This window comes from Lysinibacillus irui (assembly GCF_028877475.1).
Lineage (GTDB): Bacteria > Bacillota > Bacilli > Bacillales_A > Planococcaceae > Lysinibacillus > Lysinibacillus irui.
On the sequence record NZ_CP113528.1, the window covers coordinates 160,514 to 178,812 of the forward strand.

The window sequence follows — 18,299 nt, forward strand, 5'->3', positions numbered from 1 at the left end:
TCCTTTAACAAAATAAATCGCTTCAAAGGCGATTGGCACTGAGAGAGTAAATCATCCCTAACCGGCCAAGGTATATGTGGGGTGATTTACTTTTTTTTAGTAAAAGTAAATGACAATGAAAGAATTAACACAACTAATGAAGAAAACGAGATCATTAGGGTCAATGTTTCGAATGTTGTCATCGACATCACCTCCTTTCTCCTTTGCAAAAGCAAAGTAAGAAGATGTGCCGACCACCCTTGAAACCTTTATTTTGTATACTTAATTATAACATTTTTGCTTATTTTAAACAAAAAATCATAAGCAATTTTATTAATACATAATAACTCTTAATAAGGTGATTTAGTATGACAAAGATCAAAATAGAGTACATTCGAGAAGAGATTGATAAATATCTAAAAAATATTAGAGAAGAAGAAGTCTTACCTTTTTTTCAAACCTTAGCTTTTAACTCAACTCTTACTGACTATAGTAGAAATATTCGCACATTTAAAATAACTGATATAAAAAGTCTAGATAAAGTTCCTTCACAACCAGGCTTTTATATAATCTTTTCTGATATTAATCATGAAAATAATGATTGTACTGCAATATTCAGCGATCTGCCAGAAAAAACAATCAAGGCCATCTATAGGGGAGAAGGATATAATGTTCGGTTGCGTTTAAAGAGCCATTTATTTAATGATCTTTATGCTGAAGATTTTAAGAAATCGGGGTTGGAATTAAATAAAGATTCTAATTTCTATAGAAATACGCTATCAATTAATGGCGCAAAAGTTAATATTTCCTTAAAGCCGTTTAAAGAATTTGAATGGTACGTTGTTTATATTGCTGCACCAAAAAGTAACCAAAATGTTCGTGATATGTATGAAGATTCGTTTGATCAGGTATTTGGTAAACCAAAGTATAGCAAGGATAAGTAGCTCAAATTGCATTGACTTTTAATTTACACTCTTCTACAATAAAAAAATACTACTATTGACTTTAATATGCATATCCATACGGTAATGCATAATCTAAACACTCAAGATGTAAGTGTTAAAACCAATCCATATGGACTGGTCTGTACATTTACATACTTTGGGTGTTTTTTTTGTCTCAAGTAGTAAATAAAATACCAGGAGGCAACATTATGTTAGAGCTTGAAGATTTCTTAGAAGTATTAAGTATTATATCGTTTGGAGGTAAGCGATATGTCTAACTCTCAAACTTTAAAAAACCGGATTGCAGATGTTTTAAGAAGATTAGGAAGACCTGCAAGCCTTCAAGAAATAAGCAATGAAATTATAGATAAACCTAGTAGCACAGTTCGAGGCAGGATTTATGACAATATGGATATGTTTAAACGTGTAGCTAGAGGAGTTTATTGGCTTACTGATGAACAAGCTGGCGTTTTGCTTATTGAAGGCGATGGCAGGGATTTATCAATGTTTGACGATGCGTCCATCGATGCTATTATCAATGATCATGCATGGTATGACCCCTTATCAAATTCAGGAGGATCTAGAAAATTTGATAATACCTATCCAACCTTTTGCTATGAGTTAGAGGACTTTAGAGAAAAGGCAAGGGTATTAAAAAATGGATCTTTTTGCATTGAATTTTTACCCTCAGAAAACGCCAATAATTGGAAATATATATATTCTATAAAAGAAATGGCCGAACAATGTGGATTAACATATTACTCCAAAGTAACTTGGATTAAGGGAACATTCGTTTCGAACACTGGAAGAAAAAGTAAAAATAGTGAGGACATCCTTTTCCTAGTAAAAGGACCGAAAGCAAGAAGCTTACGTTTAGATAAAAAGAAAATGAAGCAATCAAGCGAAGTTTGCTTTATGTCAGGGACTTCACAAATGCTACCTACTATGTTTAATGTTCAGTCTGTTCCACTAAAAGACCGCATACATCAAGCAGAGAAGCCAGTAGAGCTATATAAACAGTTGATAGAAATGGTTACAAAACCAGGTGAAATTATTCTAGATCAAGGTGCAGGAAGCGGGAACTTAGGTATTGCAGCGTTACAAACTAATCGTTTTGCCTGCTTAATTGAAATAGTAAAAGAGAACATTACGAAGATTCAAAGAAATATTGAGGAAGCAACGTCATCATTGTTGAGTAATAACCTCAGCTTTGCTAATAACTAAATGTATGGGGTGATGACCATTATGTATCGAAAATACGAAGTTGATGGTTTTCATTTGGAAATTAATGACCGCTTCATTTCAAAATATACAGGTAAGCCGTTTATTGAAATAGGCAGCAAACAAGAGCTAGTGGGGAAAATCGAACGAGATAATATTGTTCTTGAAATTACATATATGGGATTCGGTAAATTGATCCATAAAAGAACAAATCAATCTTATAATGACCTCCTGCTTTCAAAAGATCAGTGGGAAAAGGTAAAAGCTCATTTTACTATGTATCCAACATATTATTGCTTCCAACCAATTGGCTTAGACCTTTGCATTTATGAAGCAGGTATTGAAGTTAAACGTGTGGAATTACCATACAAACAAATTGAACCAACAATTGAAGAAATAATGTTAATTTTATTCGTCCAGCATGTTGCATGTAAGCCTGCTGCAGAACTAAATGAAATACGAAAGAGAAGTAAGGTATGCTAATTTAAATGTTTATGATGACATTGGAAATATTTTAAAGTAGTATTAAATATACCAAATTCATAAACATTCTATATGTTGGAAGAACCACATACGTCCCTTATGGGATACGTATGTGGTTTTTTTGTTTGTATACAATCGTAGAATAACATTTAGACTTCTATCTAAAATTTACAGATAAAAAGTTCAGATGTAGGATGTTAGATTTATTTTTTTAGTTTATAATGACAAAATAGTAGTTTTATAGTATTATACTCTTTAATCACATATAACAACATTAGCCATGTTGGAAGAACCACATGCGTACAAAAGGGTACGTGTGTGGTTTTTTTATGTCCAAAAATAGGAGTGAACCCATGAAAAACATAGTGAACAAGAAGCTATTCTTGAGAAGCGGGTTATTTATATTAATCATAAGTGCTATTGGGGGAGGAGCATATTTAGCTGACCAAACCAATGATATACAAGAAAAACACGAAGTGAAATTGATAGAAGAATACCCTGCTGAAATCTATATTCAATCTGTTTACGCCACTTATTCCAATGAAATCGTTGCAACATGGAATGATTTAGCGAATGAGAAAGAATTAGATACGAATGAAGTGTTTAACAAGGTAAAAGAATGGAAGGAACTGTTGGCAATCCAAGCTGCTGAATATGATTCATTAAACGTTCCAATCAAACTACAAATTAACACTATAGATAAGTTCTTAGCAGCATCACAGGAAGAACAAACTACTGAACAACGTAAAGTGATACGTAGATTATCATTTGATTTTGTTGAAGGTCATAATTCCGTAAAAGAAGGATTCATTAAATTGTTGGAAGAAAATGATGCCGATTTTACTGTAAATGATGATGATACAATCACATATCAGTTTCCTAAGTAATTCGGTATTAAAAGAAATAAGGAGTAGTGATTAATGTTTAGATATTACATTTTACTGTCTCCTAAAAGGAGAGGTACATTTGATTGTCCAGCTCGCTTTGTTATTTGGGCATCTAGCAAATCAAACGCTCAAAGCAAATTTATGAGGAAGTATAAAATTTCCAATGAGCAATTTATTTGTGAAGCTTACACAAGATCAGAACTCCCTAATGTAGGAATAAGAAGTAAAGAAGAAGAGGATATTTCAAGAAAGTTATTATCATTTTTATCAACAAGTTTTAGCACTAAGAAGTTCTATGAATACCTTGAGACAAAAACTGATTCTGAAATTCTAAGACTAAGTACTGAAACAACACACTTTGGTATTATTTTTATTCGCCAATTGTACCTAAATGATATCGACCATCCTTTATACAGGAGTCTTGCTTGCATGTTAGCAGATGGATTAGAAAATGCTCCTTTTTCACTTTCAGATTTAAAAGCTGGTAATCAAAGAGAAAACTTGACTAATTATATTGTTGATTTTTATCTAATAGCCAGAAAGCATCAAGAGATTTGGAACGAAGTAGTTCATTCTAACAGCAATTTGGATATTATTGGACAAGTCATTTTCAAGCCAAAGTACATGGCATTATTTGAAATTCCAAAGTAATTAAATGTATTGATAGCAAACACAGTCTGATGGAGGTTGAATCTATGAAGAAAAAATATCTTAAACTGTCCCTATTATTTATAGGAGGAGGGGCGCTCGGATGTATTATCACAAGCCTTTTCTTTAGTTGGACTCTAGAAAAATACATCCTTTTTTCCGACCAGGTTTCTTTGGTAAACAACACAGGTGAAATCATACATATTATTCAAGATTTCAACGAAGAAAAAGTTGAAAGTGAATATGTAGTAGAACTATTAGAACGTCGTGTTGAAATCTTTAAAGGCATTAAAAGCAATTCATATGAAGTGCTGTCACGCGGGAAATCAGATTCAAAGTATGCCAACTACGGTGCAGCACTTGATCGAATTGTGTATAGCTTGGAAGGTGTCAAAGAGAAAGTTTTGAAGAGTAAAGAAATTGACGTAAAAAAGGATATGGATGAATTTTTAGATGCAATAGACAATTACACAACGACTGTACTAGAAATCCAATAGTCGATAAGTAATAAGTAAACAAAAACTATTATTTCTTTGCGTGGCTATCGAGGAGGAATTCACTTGAAAAATACGAAGAACCATGAACCTATTGTTATAAATAGTAAAGCTCAGTATTTATTGATTACTTATGGAATTATTCTTTTAAGCTATATCATCCCATTACTGGCTGGAGCATTGTCCTTAACAGCTACTGTATTGGCAACAGCAACATACATTAAAGGCGATGCATCGTTTTTACATGCTTCCTTTGGAGTTGCTACGGCTTTAATCCTAGGTATTTGTTTAATTAGCATTCTTTGGTCACCTAACGCTCATAAACATATTATTTTAGAGGAAACTTTAACAAATTAATATGAAAATACAATAAAAAATAAAGATAGCCACGCAAACAAATAATTAGTTTTATAGTAGGAGGATTTACTTTCGAGAGGCAGTTTAGTAGTAGATGGCAAGAAATCTAAAATGAAAGGTGAAATATTATGAATTACTTTGAATTTCAAAATATGCATGGGAAAACTGCTCTTTTAAACTCATGAAAAACTCATTCATTAGATCATTAAAAACTAAGCAAAGAGTAGTAATTATTAGTTCACTTGTCCTGTTTATATCTATAGTTTCATTTGTCCTTTATCAAGATACTAAAAAAATCGTTAAGCTCAATGCTAACGGTGAAACTATTGAAGTAGTAACACATGCCAATACTGTAAAACAATTATTATTAGAAAAAAATATAGAAGTAGCAAAACATGACCAAGTAGCACCTTCTCTAAATACCAAAATTGTTAATGGTTTAACAATTTCATGGAAACAGGCCAAGGAAGTAACTATCTCTGTTAATGGAAATCAGTCAAAAGTTTGGACAACAAAAAAATATGTCAAAGACATATTAAAAGACGCAAATATTGAGGTTTCGGAGCGGGATACTTTAGTACAGAGTCTTGAGTCAGAAATTGGAACTGATAACAGAATTGATATTCAAAAAGCATTCCAAGTATCACTAATCGATGGTTTTAAGAAAAGTACCGTCTGGTCAACTGCAACTACGGTCGCTAATTTTTTAGAACAACAAGGAGTGCAATTAAACGAATTCGACCGTGTTGAAAGTGACTTAGAGGACATTCTTACTCCAAGAAGTACTATCACAGTTGTTCGCGTAGAAAAGGATATTAATGTAGTGAAAGACACATTAGATTTTGCAGTTGAAAAAAAGCAAGATGCTACATTACAAAAGGGAAGAGAAGAGGTAGTAAATGAGGGCGAGAAAGGTACTATTTCTCGGACTTATGAAATTGTGAAAGAAAATGGCCATGTTGTAGCTACATATCTTCAATCCGAGAAAGTTTTAAAAGAACCTAAAAATCAATTGATTGCAGTAGGTACTAAAACAGAAGAGAAAGAGGTAAGAGCAGCCACAATATCAAGTGGACCAAGTGAATCAAGTGAATCAATAAAACCAGATAACAATAGTGAATTTTATGTAACCGCAACAGCCTATACCGCATATTGTAAGGGCTGTTCAGGAACAACCGCCACTGGAATTAATTTACGCTCAGGCTCTGTTCCTGGATTGAAAGTAATTGCGGTGGATCCATCCGTTATTAAGCTGGGTTCAAAAGTTTGGGTTGAAGGCTATGGATTAGCTGTTGCTGAGGATACCGGTGGAGCAATTAAAGGGAATAAGATAGACATTTTTGTACAATCTGAAACCGAAGCAAGGAATTGGGGAGTTAAGAAAGTTCGCATAAAAGTATTTGAATGAATAATTTTAAAATCTATACAGGAAAAGTGATAGTTAAGGCGAAACTGATTTCATGAAGGACTATATCATTAAAATTAAGTTAGGAGGAATTGTTTGAACAGTATAGTTACTCAAATAAATAAAAATTATGCAGCTGAAGGAATTGAACCTTATTTTGACTATGCACTAAGAACCGAGGATAATGCTGATCCCAATTACTTTATTTATGTCAGAACAGTAATTGAACCTACCCAATTCAAACAACTACTTGCCTTTATACAGTTCTTTTCATTTACAAGAATCAGCAAAAAGCATACTCTTACGGAAATAGAACTAGCAAAGATAATCAATGATGTATTTATACATGCAAGAACCGTTATTTTGAAAACAACGATGTTTCTTAAGGAAGAACATATAGAAATAAAATTGTTAGAGAATTATAAAGAACAACACCGTAAGCAAGATGAAATTACTAACTTAATAGATGAGCGAAATGTAAAAGCTCTATTTACTTACTTAAATAGATTAGCTAAGAAGAACGGTTGGGTCAGTAAATATGATTACATGATAAAAGATGAAGAAAATCTTGATTCAGACTTTTTCTTATATGTACGGACAGCTTTTGAACCTTTAGAATTTAAACAATTACTCGCATTCATTCAATATACATCTGAAGCACATATTTCTAGCAAGCATAGATTAAGTGAAATAGAGGCAGTAAGCCTAATCAATGACTTATTTGGTCATGTTGAAATACTAAGGACCACGGCTCCTTTATCTCATGACTATACATTAATTAATTTGAGAGAGAACTATTTAAATCATTGGAAATGCCCAGATGAAATATTCCTTTTAGTAGAGAAAATAGGGGAACCGATGATTATTAGTTCGCTTAAAACTTTAGCTATTAATAACAACTGGAACTGGTAGGTATTCAATATTATTGAGGGATTTATAATAGTTAGAAAGGATTGAAATTTTGAAGGGGTTTTCTTGTGAAAATACTACGAATCAATAATGAACGGATTGCAGTTGTAAATTTTGATCATGCAATAATTTACTTTGAGGTTGAACACTGTTATTGTGACAGCAATTCAGATTGGATGAATATAAAACTTAAAAAGTGTTTTAAGGATTTATTTGATTTTCTAAAAAAAGATGGGCTAGATGTGGAATTTATTCAAAAGCATTCATGGGAAGGTGTGAATTAACTTAACTGAACCACAAATAAAAAACCCACTCGAAGCCACCGAGTGAGCCTTTTTAGGACAATTACAAAAGTGAGAAGAAATATTATAGAACCTATAGATAAATCTTATCGCTATTGCAAATGGATAAATGAAATTATAAAGGTTATTAAAAATTTTATCAATGGGTTACTTTAAAGCAATAACCTCCTGAGAATATTTATAATGACAAATTTTGATTGGTTCGATATACTAAAAGTATAACTTTTCTTCGAAACTTTTACGCTCAATCCAAACGGAAGAGCAGTATTTTTTTAAAACGCTCATTTGAGTGACGAATACGACTCGATTTTGTCGTGCCTTCGTTTCTTAAAGGGCGTTTTTTGTGTTTTCGTCTAAGAGTTAAACTTTTTAAGGAGGCTATTTATAATGGCAAAAATCAGTCAAGAAAGTGTGGAAAGAGTCAAAGCAGTAACACTCGTTGACCTAGCACAAGCATTAGGCTTACCAACAAAAAGGGTAGGAAAACAACTTTTTATTCCATGTCCTAACCCTTCTCATAGTGAGTCAAAGCTTGATACATGTTGTATCGAGATAAACAAGAACATCTTTAATTGTTTCCATTGTGCTGATGTAAAGGGAAATAATGCAATTGCATTATTCTCTTGGCACCAATTCGGTCAAAGAGAAGGTAAATTTAAAGAGTCTGTATTAGGTATTGCTCAACTCATGGATATTGAAGTGAAAGATGAACGTGGGGTTATTATGAAGTCAGGTAGCAATACTTATATGCCTTCAGTAAAGATTATCTCACAAGAACTCGAGTCTCAACCTATTCAAGTTGTTGATGCTTTTTATCGTGCATTATTAAAATTGTGTCCTCTAAGAAAAGAACATGTAGATGAATTAATGGGAAAGCGAAGATACTCTATCGAAGAAATTAATCTTCACATGTTTAGATCTGTCCCTTCTTTAGAAGAGTGGATTAATATCTATGCCCATTTGAAATCATTAAAATATCCTTTCGAACGTATTCCGGGATTATCTCAAATCTTCCAACCTGATTATTTTGATTCTAGAATACCTAGAGAGCTTGGTGAAGCAGGGGTATTTACAGATTCTAAAGGGAAAAAGCACAATGGCCACTGGTTCTATGTATTGAGTGCAGCAAATGGATACTTTATCCCTGTTTTCAATGAAGACGGTTATATTGTTCGCCTACGTGTACGAAAAGATAGTGGAAGTCCTAAATATGTATGGTTTTCCTCTACTCATAATATTGAAATCGAGAACACGATTACAAAAGCAAGAAGAAATGGTGTTTCTAGTGGAGCCCCTATAACAATAGAGGTACCACCGGATTACTTAAAAGTTTGGGAGAGGGGAATCAATGTTACAAACCTATTCCAAACAAGAACTTTATTAGTTACAGAAGGAGAGCACAAGGCCAAAATTAGTGCAAAGACTTTTAACGTATTTGCAGCTGGCTTACCAGGTGCAGGTAATTTTAATGAACTCCTTAAGCTAATCCGTAAATGGAACATCCAAAAGCTAATAATTGCTTATGATATGGATACTTTGCAACGTAGCGATGATTCAGAGGAAAGCGTGAAAAAGCAAGCCACTCTTATGGAGATTGTTAATCGATTTGCAATTGAAGTAGCAAAGTTAGGTGTTCATTCTGTTATATGGACATGGAACCTAAAAGACGGTAAAGGATTAGATGACCTTGTTCATAATCGCAAATTACCAATAGAGTTTAATTTAACAACGAAAAGTCAGAGAGCTGTAACACTCGATACAGTTCATAAATTATAAGAGACTTAAATGATTAGGAGAAATTCATATGATAAATCGTGTCGTATTAGTCGGAAGACTAACTAAAGATCCTGAACTACGTTATACACCCAATGGAATTGCATGTACTAGATTTACAGTCGCTGTGAATCGTACATTTTCAAATCAACAAGGTGAGCGTGAAGCGGATTTCATCAGCTGTATAGCATGGCGTAAGCAAGCTGAGAATCTTGCCAACTTTATGAGAAAAGGCAATTTAATTGGTGTAGAGGGTCGTATTCAAACTGGTAGTTTTGAAGGCCAAGATGGAAAGCGCGTATACACTACTGATATTGTAGCGGATAGTGTACAGTTTTTAGAGCCTCGTAATAACAACAGCGGGCAAAGTAATTTACAAACCCAAGGAAACAGTCAGCCTGGGCAACCGCAACAGCAATTTGGCGGAACTAGTGAACAGGGCTCTTATAGTGGTTATAGTAATCAGCAAAATCAACCACCAATGAATCAACCAAACTATACGCGAGTAGATGAAGATCCATTTGCCAATAGTAAAGGACCGATTGAAGTGTCTGAAGATGATTTACCTTTTTGACAAAAAATACCAAATGAATACTACTAAATTAAAACGAACAGTGGTTTAAATACTGTTCGTTTTCTAAATTACTTATGAGAATGGAGAATAAATACTATGGAGATTAACGTAACGAAATCAATTTTACTAAAAGAGTTAGCAGTTGCTAGCAAATTCCGTGGAAAAGAAATAAAAGGTGGGGGAATTACTGAAGGTAGTCCGTATATTGCCCTTAGCGCTTCAGAAAATGGGTTAACAATTCGTTCAACTGACAAGCAAGTTTACTATCAAAATATACTGCCTTTAGAAATAGTTGGAGAAGAAGATCTTGAACAAGTACATGTTGTAAAAGTACCTGGCCAAGCAACTCTTACTCATAAATTTGAAGAGGTGCTACGTAAATTCCCTTCAGAAACAGTAAATATTAAAGTAACAGGGGAAAAATTAATTCTTACTTCTGATGGTGTAAATGCAGAAGTAGCGACTATAGAGTATGATTTCCCTGCACCCCCATCTGGGAAGGAAGGGGAATCGATTAATTCACCTAAGTCATTTTTTGAAAATATCATCTCTACTACTGGGTTTGCAGCTGGTGAAAGTGATTCTCGTCCAATCTTAAAAGGCATTAACATTAAGGGAGACGGAAAAACTTTTACAGCTGTAGCAACAGATAGTCATAGATTAAGTAAATATGAAGCCGAACAGTCAATCATTATTGACAATATTACAATCCCATCAAAGCCATTTGCGAGTGTATTAGAGACTTTAAATGGAGATGAAAAAGTTAAATTAACACCTTTAGAAAACTACGTTAAATTAGTACAAGAAGATAGAATTGTATTCATACTTTTACTTGACGGTGTTTTTCCTGATACTACAAAATTAGTTAACATAGGAGATACAAATACATCTTCACATCTTAAGATCAATGCAAAAGAACTTATAAACGCTATTGACCGAGCTATTCCATTTGCTAAAAATGATAAAGGCCGACCAATGGTTCATCTTGAAATGATTGAAAACAGCGTTAAGATTTTCTCTAATGCTGAAGACGGTTCCATGACTTCTACAATTTCACTTATAGAAGCAAGTGAAAAAGTCTTATCAGAGAAGATTGTCTTGAATGCTAAGTATATGATTGATGCAATCAAATCACATAGCAGTAAGGAAGTGACTATTGTTATTGAGTCCAAACAAAAACCTGTTTATATTATTAGTAAAGATACAAGCAACACTCAACTAGTACTTCCAATAAAATACTAACTACTTACTAAAAAGCCCATTTATTGGGCTTTTTCTTATGGATTTTTATTAATCAATGTTATATAATATCAACATACTATTGAATTTACGCATACCCTCAACCAAACGGTAGAGGATTTTAAAGCACTTCATTTAATGAGTGTTCATTCTTATCACATAGGATAAGTCTGTTCATTTACTAAATGGAGTGCTTTTTTGCGTTTTCTTTAGTAAATAATTTTTTAGGAGGCAATATTATGCCACAAGAATTAATTAAACGTCTGGAGAAACGTATCAACTCAGCTTACAAGTCTTCTTTTTGGTCTACATTACAAGGAGAAGGGGATTTCATTAATTTCAATGAATCATCCAGAGAACATACTTATGCATTGCGAGCTGCTTCAGATTATTTAGAGGAAATTCTAAGTTCACCATTAATAGCTAGAGTCTATACGATTGTAGTTAAAATGAAAAACGGTTCATTAGAAGTCTTAAAAGTAGATTGAAAATTGAACCTATATTAAGTGCCAGGAAAAGGAGCTAGCTATGAATAAAACTAAAGATAATATTTCATTTTCGGATGAAATGGATGAAACAAAGGCTACTTGTGCAGAGTGTGGAGGAACCTTTGATGAGAATGAAGTAAATATGATTGATTATGATATAGATTTATGCGTTAAGTGTGAATCCAATATCAAAAGCGGCTATTTCAAAATAAATGAACCAGTCATGGTACGAGAAGATTTCCATATCGTAGCTGTATATATCCCGTCTGAAAAAGAGGATAACAACGCTATTATGTTTGGGACACACAAAAATAACCTATTCCCTGATTCTTTCAAAGAATTAGGTGACAATGTGAAGCATAATTTTTCTGCTACTTACTTTGATTATCCGCACCGTTATTCAGACGATTTTTCGCCTGAAGAAATGATCACGTTTGACTCAATAGCTAAGTATAGTCGTGGAGAAATATTCATTAAGTCTGGGTTAGTTGAGTTTGTATCATCAAACCATAAAAACACAATTTATCCCGAAGCTATTTACGGTTGTAAATTTACGGGAAAAGGTATTACAAAAATTGAAGATATTATTGTAATCGAAGCCTTAGAGTCTGTTCGAAGAACATGGGGGGTTTGAGAGAGGTTATTTTCAATAGCTGATAATAAAGGAATGAACAATATTACCTCATACGAATTATAAGAACTTAGTATGAGGTATTACCTAAGGTTAATCTATTAACAAATATTTAAATATATATTATTGAACATGGAATGAAAATGTTCATAAAAAAGGAGAATGAAAATGGGAATGTATACAGGATTAAGATTGAAAGTAACGGTCAAAGAAGAGTATCGCCAAATGATTAAGGCAATTAATGAAGGAGCTAATTGGAATGATTTTTCAGAACGGTTTTCTTTTATAGCAGCTTTCGCAAAACAAGATAGAGCTGAATTTATCCCAAGAGGTAGCTTATGTTATATGCCTTCTAGTTGGGAAACAGGGGAATATCCAAACGAAGTTGCAACGGATGGATTCGAAAGAAAGATCGATATGGAAACGGGATATTGGACATTTCAATGTAGTTTAATAAATGATCAGGGTGAAATTGAACAATTCTTTGAAGAAGTTCTTCCGAATATTATTGAAAATGCAGAGCATATTGAATATCTATTCGAGGAATGGGATTCCAGCCGAATGTATGAGTTTGTAAATGGCGAAGTCAAAACTGGCTTACTAACTAAATAAAACGCTTGTTTTAAAAGAGGGACGAAGTTATCGTTCCTCTTTTCTATTTAAATATTAAGCCAGGAGGAACAGTAAATGAACACATACGTAGGTGTAAAAGAGATTGCAGAAGTTGGAGCTTCTATTCAGTTCGAAATGGATGGACAAGTTTTTGACTTGGCAGTTGAGGAAGTATTCGAAAATTATGTAATAGTAACTGGCGGTTTCGAGGTGCTGCATAAAGATTACATCATTACGGCATACGATCTACAAGAACGTAATATGAGGTACTTACCTAGTGTTAATCTAATAACAAATATTTAATTAAATAATTGAACACATATGTACTAGATGTGTAGGAAGAGAGGGAGTAAATCATTGAATGATTCAGAGTTTACTAAGTTAGCAGGGTTATTAGCTAAAATCGCATACGAAGTTCACGACAACGAAGGTGTCAATGAAGAGCTACGTGAACTGTTATTGGAATTTTGGAGAGAATTTGACCATTACAATTAATCAAATGACTAATGAACATTTGGCCAAATGAACTAGTAAATAAATAGCTTGTTTTAAAAGAGGAACGAATGCTAAATTATCGTTCTTCTTTTTATTTTTTATAAGAAAAACTAAAAAAAGAGGAGAAAATAAATGATTTCAAAATGGTTAAAGAAACGTAAAGCTAAACTATCTAGCCGCGGGATTTACATTCAGGATAAGGAATTAACTCAGTCTAATTTTAAAATTGGACAAAACTTTAAATATTTAGTTGATCTAAACAAAAAACAGATACGAATTGTTCCGTGCGAAGAACAAACCAATAATATCGTTTCTAAACGTGAGTTAAAAGATGGCTATAAACCAGTACTTGATATACGTGATAAAAAGGCCCTTAATGCATTTCAAGGCGCTGATTATTTAGAAGTGCTCATTTTAGAAAATGAGATCCTTGTAAAAGGAATTAAAGAGCGTAAGATTAAAAAATCATCTATATTTAAATTTTTTGATTTTAAAAAATCTACTAATACATTTAATATTTCCATTGATAAAGAAGAACTGGTTTCAGTAGTAGGTGGCCATGACTTTACGGTTTCATTTAATCAAACAAATGGAATAGAAGGTTATAAGCTGCCCGAAAATTTACCGCTTCTTCTGCGAGCTATCAGCCTGTTCAGTGGCTGTGGTGCCATGGATATTCCATTCACTCAAAATGGTATTGAAGTTGTATGTGCGGTAGAGAAAAATAGTGAAGCAGCTGAAACTTATCGATACAATCACGGTAATCATATTCATGTAGCTGATATAACACAAATCGATAAATCTATATTTATGAAATGTCATGCTCCTATCATGTTTGGTGGTACTCCGTGCCAGGGATTCTCAAATGCAAATAGACGTTTGAGCTTTTTAGAAAATCCAAATAACTTACTTGTTCGTGAGTTTATTAGTTCTGTGAAAGCTAATAAGTATGCTCAAATCTTTGTCATAGAGAATGTTCCCCAAATTTTAACCGCTGGGAAAGGGCAGTTCTTACAAGAAATTAAAGATGAGCTTAAAGATTTTCATATTACCCATGGTGTTCTTAACAGCATGGATTTTGGCGATGCACAAGACCGCTCACGGGCTTTTCTTATAGGATCTAAGATTGGTCCAATTTCATTGCCAAAACCTCATATAAAAGAACCGAGAACGGTTTATGAAGCGTTTGAAGGGTTGGATACAATGGTACCAAACCAAGAAGATTTTACAATCTCGAAAAAGGGCACCATTGAGAGAATGAAATGTATCCCTCAGGGAGGAAATTGGCAGGATTTGCCCGATCACTTAAAAACAAAAAGCATGTTTAAAGGAAGTACTCAAAGCAATGTCTATAAGCGTTTAAAATGGGACGAGCCTTCATGTACAATTGTAAATCCAAGAAAATGCTTACTTACTCATCCCGAAGAGAATAGGATCCTAACTGTCCGAGAATGTGCGCGTCTATTTTCAATTCCAGATGATTTTGTATTCAAGGGGAGTCTAGAATCAAAGCAGCAGCAAATTGCTAATTCAACACCAGTACTGATGGTAAGTGCAGTTGTTCAAAAAGTGAAAGAAGCTATCGTTTCCTTTAATGCATTAATTAACCGACGAACATTTTCGCTTGTATAAATAAACGATCCAAAAAATATAAAAAGAGAGAGGTAAACAACATGTGGTTAATTAGTTTTGATAAAGATAATTGGGACAATGGATTTTATGAATTTGAAACATATGAAGATACACTTTATAGTATAGGGCATATCGGAGCATTACGCCTTTATAATGAATGGCTTGATTTTATTGGGTCCGAACATATAGAAGTATCTGAGGAACTAGCAATGAGATATTGTGTTATTGGCAGAATATTTCAATATGAAAATAATGAAGAAGGATTAACTGTTCCCGTTGTAAATAATATTAAATATGTCTTTCATCAGGGATAGTATAAATAAAAAAGCGAATCTTTGAGATTCGCTTTTTTCAATAATATCAATAAGTCATTCCTTGGAATTCTCTTGACATCTAGCTTGGTTTCTAGTTTTATTATATGTATATGAATTAATTTTTCTAACTAAGGTAATTAATTCATACAAGTAAAAAACCCCTTGTTGGCAGCAAGAGGTTTTTGGTCTACGATATACGCACCAGCAAAGTTTGTTTATCGTAATTTCTTAAATTGATTAATACAAATAGAATTATAAGCAATAATAAAAAATATTGCAATCAATTTTATTATAAAACTATTAATCGTTTATCTAATTATCTGATTTTTATAAACAGTAAACAAAGTTTCTTTGGCGACGTATAGGTAGGGCCTCTAGTTTAATAGATGGTCTTTTTTTCGTGGTCCTCTTCATCTGCTGCAGCAAGTATAGCTAGTGGGTAACTGGCTTAATAGAAACTTTGTCGAACTAACGTGCCCTTGACATATTAGCGGAAGTTTAAGATAATTGCTTTTGAAAATATCTTAAATATTCCCGTTTTGTAATATGTTGCGGAAGCACCGAGCATACGACTAGTTTCGTATGCTCTTTTTTTATTCTTTAATTCATTTTAAGGAATATTAACGACAAAAAAGCCGCTTTACAATGACCAATCAAAGTAAAACGGCGTGCTTTAGGTTTAGTCTAGTGAATCGGGAAATTCTCTAGACGGGCGTGAACAACTGCGGGAACAGTTTTCACAAACTAGGTTTTAAGATGTATAAATGAATATATGACCACTTCAAAAAATCTGGATTTTTTGAGGCGTCTTTAGTTTTGCCTTTTTTAAGACTTCTAAGAATAATCATATCAACTCTTGCCAAATATATCAATGAATTTATTGTAATCTCTTTTCTAGTGTGTTAATTTTGAATGTGTAACACATTTTTTTCTGAAGGAGGAATTAGGATGGTTACTTATACTCGTACAGCAACACCTGCGCGACAAAAAAAATCTATGTTAGTTCGTTTGGAAGAGGATATGAGTAAAAAAGTTGATGCAATCCGTCAAAAACACGATCTCCAAACAGATCAAAGAGTAGGAATTGCATTGTTAGAGTATGCAATTGACGCATTTGAGCGTGGAGAGTTTAAACTCATTGAACGTTCTAAAGCAACTACTAGAAGTACTAAATGATAATAAACAACAAGAAATATAAGACAAAAATGAAAAAACCGCTTCACAGATTTGGTCGTCTGCAAAGCGGATGCTTTAGAAGTCGTCATTCGAATTTGGTCGATTCGATTGACTTGGTGTAAAAGCTGCTGGTCACAGTTTTTACGAAGTGGTCTTAAAATTGAGAATAACTATTTACTAAATACAATTACATAAATACTAACGCAACCTTTTTCAAAAAATTAGATTGAAAAGGGCCACTTTAATATTGCCAAAAAACGGCCTTGTTTAGTTACTTACATAATAACAAGTCTTACAAAAAAATTCAACGTGTTTTACATAGAAAGGAGGAGTTAATATATGGCTAAAGTGCGTAAATTAGATGGAATTATTTTCTATCAAGCTGAGTTAGAGTTTTTAAAACTACATTTCCGCGAATATTCTACTAGCTTAACAGCTGCATCCCTAGTTACATATTTACTCCTCCGCAGCAATTGTGATGAAGAAGGATTAATTCGTGAAGATGATTTTATCCTTAAACACCTAACTGACAAATACGACCTTCCATATAGTTCGATTAATAAAGGCTTATTACGATTAGAAGATCTTGGTTTTGTATGTAGAGTATCCGTAAACCAGAAGCTTTATATACAACTACCTTTAGTATCACGTTTTGCAGTAAAAGATGACCCAAGAAAATCAGCAGAACTCAACTATTTCCGTATCCCTCATTACATTTTTGAAAATGGATACTTAAATGCATTCATTAAAGCTAGAGATGTTTCAGGTATAGTTGGGCTACTGGACATCATTAATGCGTTATATCGCGATTATTCAAATAAATCTCAGTCTGTTATCAAACGTAAGATCCAACCATTGCTGTTAAAAATGAAGAAGAGCTTACGAAGCGGTAAAGACTGGTTGAAGCGTCTTATCAACAATGGAAATGGTTTGATCAAAGAGGTTAATTTTGAACAACGGGATACATTCGGAAATTCTATAGTTGAATTAAGGTTCAATTCAGATGCGTTTAATGAACGTGAAGTTAATCCGATTGAAGAAGCAATTACAGCAATTGCAAGAAAAGAAATTCGCAAACACTTTAAGAACAGCTCTATTCAATACAAAAATAGTGAGTTAACAAATTGTATTAATATCTTTAAGTCAGATGTTTTAACACATTTACACAAGCTGCCTAATGTAGTAGCAAACGATATGGCATTACATATAACAAAAAATTTACTAGTAGATATATTACCAAGAACAATATATGCGATCGAACATTCGAAAACAAGAAACCTTCCAGGTCTCTTCCGAGTTCGCTTAAAAGGGTTCTTAAATGATTTTGTTAAGTCAGATGAGCATACGAGAACATTGATACGGTTTGCTTATCAGAAAACAAATACTGAAATACCACCATTATTTACATAACAGCCTTTTTCAAAAATAAAAAATGAAAAAGGCTATTTGTCATTGTTAAAAACGAGTCTCTTTTTAAATTCAAAAGAACTCGTCTTTTTTTTGCTCAAAATATGTAATTTATTTACAACCCCCTAAAATTTCTATTCGATTTCACGTTTGTGGATATTGTTAGTAGTTGAAATATGGTTGTGGAAAGTCAATTACATAAATGTTGAAACAGTTAATAAGAGTTTTATTGCTTGTTAATTGATAGGAATAAGGTATTTCAAGGATTTAAGGAAAGTGAATGAATGTAGGATGCCAGAAGGGTTTAAGGGGGTGTAAGTTATCCCCTA

23 protein-coding genes are annotated in these 18,299 nt (G+C 33.2%); 22 read left to right on the plus strand and 1 reads right to left on the minus strand.

Features of this window, described 5'->3' with window-relative positions:
* Positions 1-86: 86 nt before the first annotated feature.
* Complete coding sequence (locus OU989_RS23215) at positions 87-182, minus strand: putative holin-like toxin (RefSeq protein ID WP_221682545.1); 96 nt, start codon at positions 180-182, stop codon at positions 87-89.
* 165 nt (positions 183-347) lie between these two features.
* Here OU989_RS23215 and OU989_RS23220 point away from each other — a divergent pair, with 165 nt between their 5' ends.
* From OU989_RS23220 to OU989_RS23325, 22 genes are all read left to right on the plus strand, one after another.
* Positions 348-923, plus strand: coding sequence for a hypothetical protein (locus OU989_RS23220; protein WP_274797429.1), 576 nt, complete (start codon positions 348-350; stop codon positions 921-923).
* Between the two features lie 270 nt (positions 924-1,193).
* Positions 1,194-2,147 carry a DNA-methyltransferase gene (locus OU989_RS23225; RefSeq protein ID WP_274797430.1) on the plus strand — a complete coding sequence of 318 codons (954 nt, stop codon included), beginning with the start codon at positions 1,194-1,196 and terminating at the stop codon, positions 2,145-2,147.
* Positions 2,148-2,168: 21 nt separating this feature from the next.
* Positions 2,169-2,627: a hypothetical protein gene (locus OU989_RS23230; protein ID WP_274797431.1), complete on the plus strand. Its 459-nt coding sequence runs from the start codon at positions 2,169-2,171 to the stop codon at positions 2,625-2,627.
* 353 nt (positions 2,628-2,980) lie between these two features.
* Complete coding sequence (locus OU989_RS23235; RefSeq protein ID WP_274797432.1) at positions 2,981-3,514, plus strand: hypothetical protein; 534 nt, start codon at positions 2,981-2,983, stop codon at positions 3,512-3,514.
* Positions 3,515-3,547: 33 nt separating this feature from the next.
* A complete protein-coding gene (locus tag OU989_RS23240; RefSeq protein ID WP_274797433.1) occupies positions 3,548-4,165 on the plus strand; it encodes a hypothetical protein in 618 nt (205 codons plus the stop codon).
* A gap of 44 nt (positions 4,166-4,209) precedes the next feature.
* The gene (locus OU989_RS23245; protein ID WP_274797434.1) at positions 4,210-4,659 is read left to right on the plus strand and encodes a hypothetical protein; all 450 of its coding nucleotides are present in this window, start codon (positions 4,210-4,212) and stop codon (positions 4,657-4,659) included.
* Positions 4,660-4,722: 63 nt separating this feature from the next.
* Positions 4,723-5,013 carry a hypothetical protein gene (locus OU989_RS23250; protein WP_274797435.1) on the plus strand — a complete coding sequence of 97 codons (291 nt, stop codon included), beginning with the start codon at positions 4,723-4,725 and terminating at the stop codon, positions 5,011-5,013.
* A 181-nt stretch (positions 5,014-5,194) separates the two neighbouring features.
* Positions 5,195-6,421, plus strand: a complete 1,227-nt coding sequence (locus OU989_RS23255; protein ID WP_274797436.1) for a resuscitation-promoting factor — start codon at positions 5,195-5,197, stop codon at positions 6,419-6,421.
* Between the two features lie 93 nt (positions 6,422-6,514).
* Complete coding sequence (locus tag OU989_RS23260) at positions 6,515-7,330, plus strand: hypothetical protein (RefSeq protein ID WP_274797437.1); 816 nt, start codon at positions 6,515-6,517, stop codon at positions 7,328-7,330.
* A gap of 65 nt (positions 7,331-7,395) precedes the next feature.
* Positions 7,396-7,611, plus strand: a complete 216-nt coding sequence (locus OU989_RS23265) for a hypothetical protein (protein ID WP_274797438.1) — start codon at positions 7,396-7,398, stop codon at positions 7,609-7,611.
* Positions 7,612-8,016: 405 nt separating this feature from the next.
* Positions 8,017-9,405, plus strand: coding sequence for a DNA primase (locus tag OU989_RS23270; protein ID WP_274797439.1), 1,389 nt, complete (start codon positions 8,017-8,019; stop codon positions 9,403-9,405).
* A gap of 28 nt (positions 9,406-9,433) precedes the next feature.
* Entirely contained in the window at positions 9,434-9,976 is a 543-nt protein-coding gene (gene ssb / locus OU989_RS23275) for a single-stranded DNA-binding protein (RefSeq protein ID WP_274797440.1), read from the plus strand.
* A gap of 96 nt (positions 9,977-10,072) precedes the next feature.
* Complete coding sequence (dnaN, locus tag OU989_RS23280; protein WP_274797441.1) at positions 10,073-11,218, plus strand: DNA polymerase III subunit beta; 1,146 nt, start codon at positions 10,073-10,075, stop codon at positions 11,216-11,218.
* Between the two features lie 236 nt (positions 11,219-11,454).
* Positions 11,455-11,703, plus strand: a complete 249-nt coding sequence (locus OU989_RS23285; protein WP_274797442.1) for a hypothetical protein — start codon at positions 11,455-11,457, stop codon at positions 11,701-11,703.
* Positions 11,704-11,743: 40 nt separating this feature from the next.
* Positions 11,744-12,337, plus strand: coding sequence for a hypothetical protein (locus OU989_RS23290; RefSeq protein WP_274797443.1), 594 nt, complete (start codon positions 11,744-11,746; stop codon positions 12,335-12,337).
* A gap of 165 nt (positions 12,338-12,502) precedes the next feature.
* Positions 12,503-12,946 carry a hypothetical protein gene (locus tag OU989_RS23295; RefSeq protein WP_274797444.1) on the plus strand — a complete coding sequence of 148 codons (444 nt, stop codon included), beginning with the start codon at positions 12,503-12,505 and terminating at the stop codon, positions 12,944-12,946.
* Positions 12,947-13,021: 75 nt separating this feature from the next.
* Entirely contained in the window at positions 13,022-13,249 is a 228-nt protein-coding gene (locus tag OU989_RS23300; protein ID WP_274797445.1) for a hypothetical protein, read from the plus strand.
* A 54-nt stretch (positions 13,250-13,303) separates the two neighbouring features.
* Complete coding sequence (locus OU989_RS23305; RefSeq protein ID WP_274797446.1) at positions 13,304-13,441, plus strand: hypothetical protein; 138 nt, start codon at positions 13,304-13,306, stop codon at positions 13,439-13,441.
* Positions 13,442-13,573: 132 nt separating this feature from the next.
* Positions 13,574-15,073 carry a DNA cytosine methyltransferase gene (locus OU989_RS23310; protein WP_274797447.1) on the plus strand — a complete coding sequence of 500 codons (1,500 nt, stop codon included), beginning with the start codon at positions 13,574-13,576 and terminating at the stop codon, positions 15,071-15,073.
* 41 nt (positions 15,074-15,114) lie between these two features.
* Positions 15,115-15,387 (plus strand): hypothetical protein, encoded by a 273-nt coding sequence (locus OU989_RS23315; protein ID WP_274797448.1) that lies wholly within the window; start codon positions 15,115-15,117, stop codon positions 15,385-15,387.
* A 948-nt stretch (positions 15,388-16,335) separates the two neighbouring features.
* Entirely contained in the window at positions 16,336-16,563 is a 228-nt protein-coding gene (locus OU989_RS23320; RefSeq protein WP_221682561.1) for a hypothetical protein, read from the plus strand.
* A 339-nt stretch (positions 16,564-16,902) separates the two neighbouring features.
* Positions 16,903-17,973: a hypothetical protein gene (locus tag OU989_RS23325; RefSeq protein ID WP_274797449.1), complete on the plus strand. Its 1,071-nt coding sequence runs from the start codon at positions 16,903-16,905 to the stop codon at positions 17,971-17,973.
* Positions 17,974-18,299 lie beyond the last annotated feature (326 nt).

Excerpts from the sequence above, each read along its gene's own strand:
- OU989_RS23215 (WP_221682545.1), bottom strand. The coding sequence starts at position 182 with ATGACAACATTCGAAACATTGACCCTAATGATCTCGTTTTCTTCATTA.
- OU989_RS23220 (WP_274797429.1), top strand. The coding sequence starts at position 348 with ATGACAAAGATCAAAATAGAGTACATTCGAGAAGAGATTGATAAATAT.
- OU989_RS23225 (WP_274797430.1), top strand. The coding sequence starts at position 1,194 with ATGTCTAACTCTCAAACTTTAAAAAACCGGATTGCAGATGTTTTAAGA.
- OU989_RS23230 (WP_274797431.1), top strand. The coding sequence starts at position 2,169 with ATGTATCGAAAATACGAAGTTGATGGTTTTCATTTGGAAATTAATGAC.
- OU989_RS23235 (WP_274797432.1), top strand. The coding sequence starts at position 2,981 with ATGAAAAACATAGTGAACAAGAAGCTATTCTTGAGAAGCGGGTTATTT.
- OU989_RS23240 (WP_274797433.1), top strand. The coding sequence starts at position 3,548 with ATGTTTAGATATTACATTTTACTGTCTCCTAAAAGGAGAGGTACATTT.
- OU989_RS23245 (WP_274797434.1), top strand. The coding sequence starts at position 4,210 with ATGAAGAAAAAATATCTTAAACTGTCCCTATTATTTATAGGAGGAGGG.
- OU989_RS23255 (WP_274797436.1), top strand. The coding sequence starts at position 5,195 with ATGAAAAACTCATTCATTAGATCATTAAAAACTAAGCAAAGAGTAGTA.
- OU989_RS23270 (WP_274797439.1), top strand. The coding sequence starts at position 8,017 with ATGGCAAAAATCAGTCAAGAAAGTGTGGAAAGAGTCAAAGCAGTAACA.
- ssb (WP_274797440.1), top strand. The coding sequence starts at position 9,434 with ATGATAAATCGTGTCGTATTAGTCGGAAGACTAACTAAAGATCCTGAA.
- dnaN (WP_274797441.1), top strand. The coding sequence starts at position 10,073 with ATGGAGATTAACGTAACGAAATCAATTTTACTAAAAGAGTTAGCAGTT.
- OU989_RS23285 (WP_274797442.1), top strand. The coding sequence starts at position 11,455 with ATGCCACAAGAATTAATTAAACGTCTGGAGAAACGTATCAACTCAGCT.
- OU989_RS23290 (WP_274797443.1), top strand. The coding sequence starts at position 11,744 with ATGAATAAAACTAAAGATAATATTTCATTTTCGGATGAAATGGATGAA.
- OU989_RS23295 (WP_274797444.1), top strand. The coding sequence starts at position 12,503 with ATGGGAATGTATACAGGATTAAGATTGAAAGTAACGGTCAAAGAAGAG.
- OU989_RS23300 (WP_274797445.1), top strand. The coding sequence starts at position 13,022 with ATGAACACATACGTAGGTGTAAAAGAGATTGCAGAAGTTGGAGCTTCT.
- OU989_RS23310 (WP_274797447.1), top strand. The coding sequence starts at position 13,574 with ATGATTTCAAAATGGTTAAAGAAACGTAAAGCTAAACTATCTAGCCGC.
- OU989_RS23315 (WP_274797448.1), top strand. The coding sequence starts at position 15,115 with ATGTGGTTAATTAGTTTTGATAAAGATAATTGGGACAATGGATTTTAT.
- OU989_RS23320 (WP_221682561.1), top strand. The coding sequence starts at position 16,336 with ATGGTTACTTATACTCGTACAGCAACACCTGCGCGACAAAAAAAATCT.
- OU989_RS23325 (WP_274797449.1), top strand. The coding sequence starts at position 16,903 with ATGGCTAAAGTGCGTAAATTAGATGGAATTATTTTCTATCAAGCTGAG.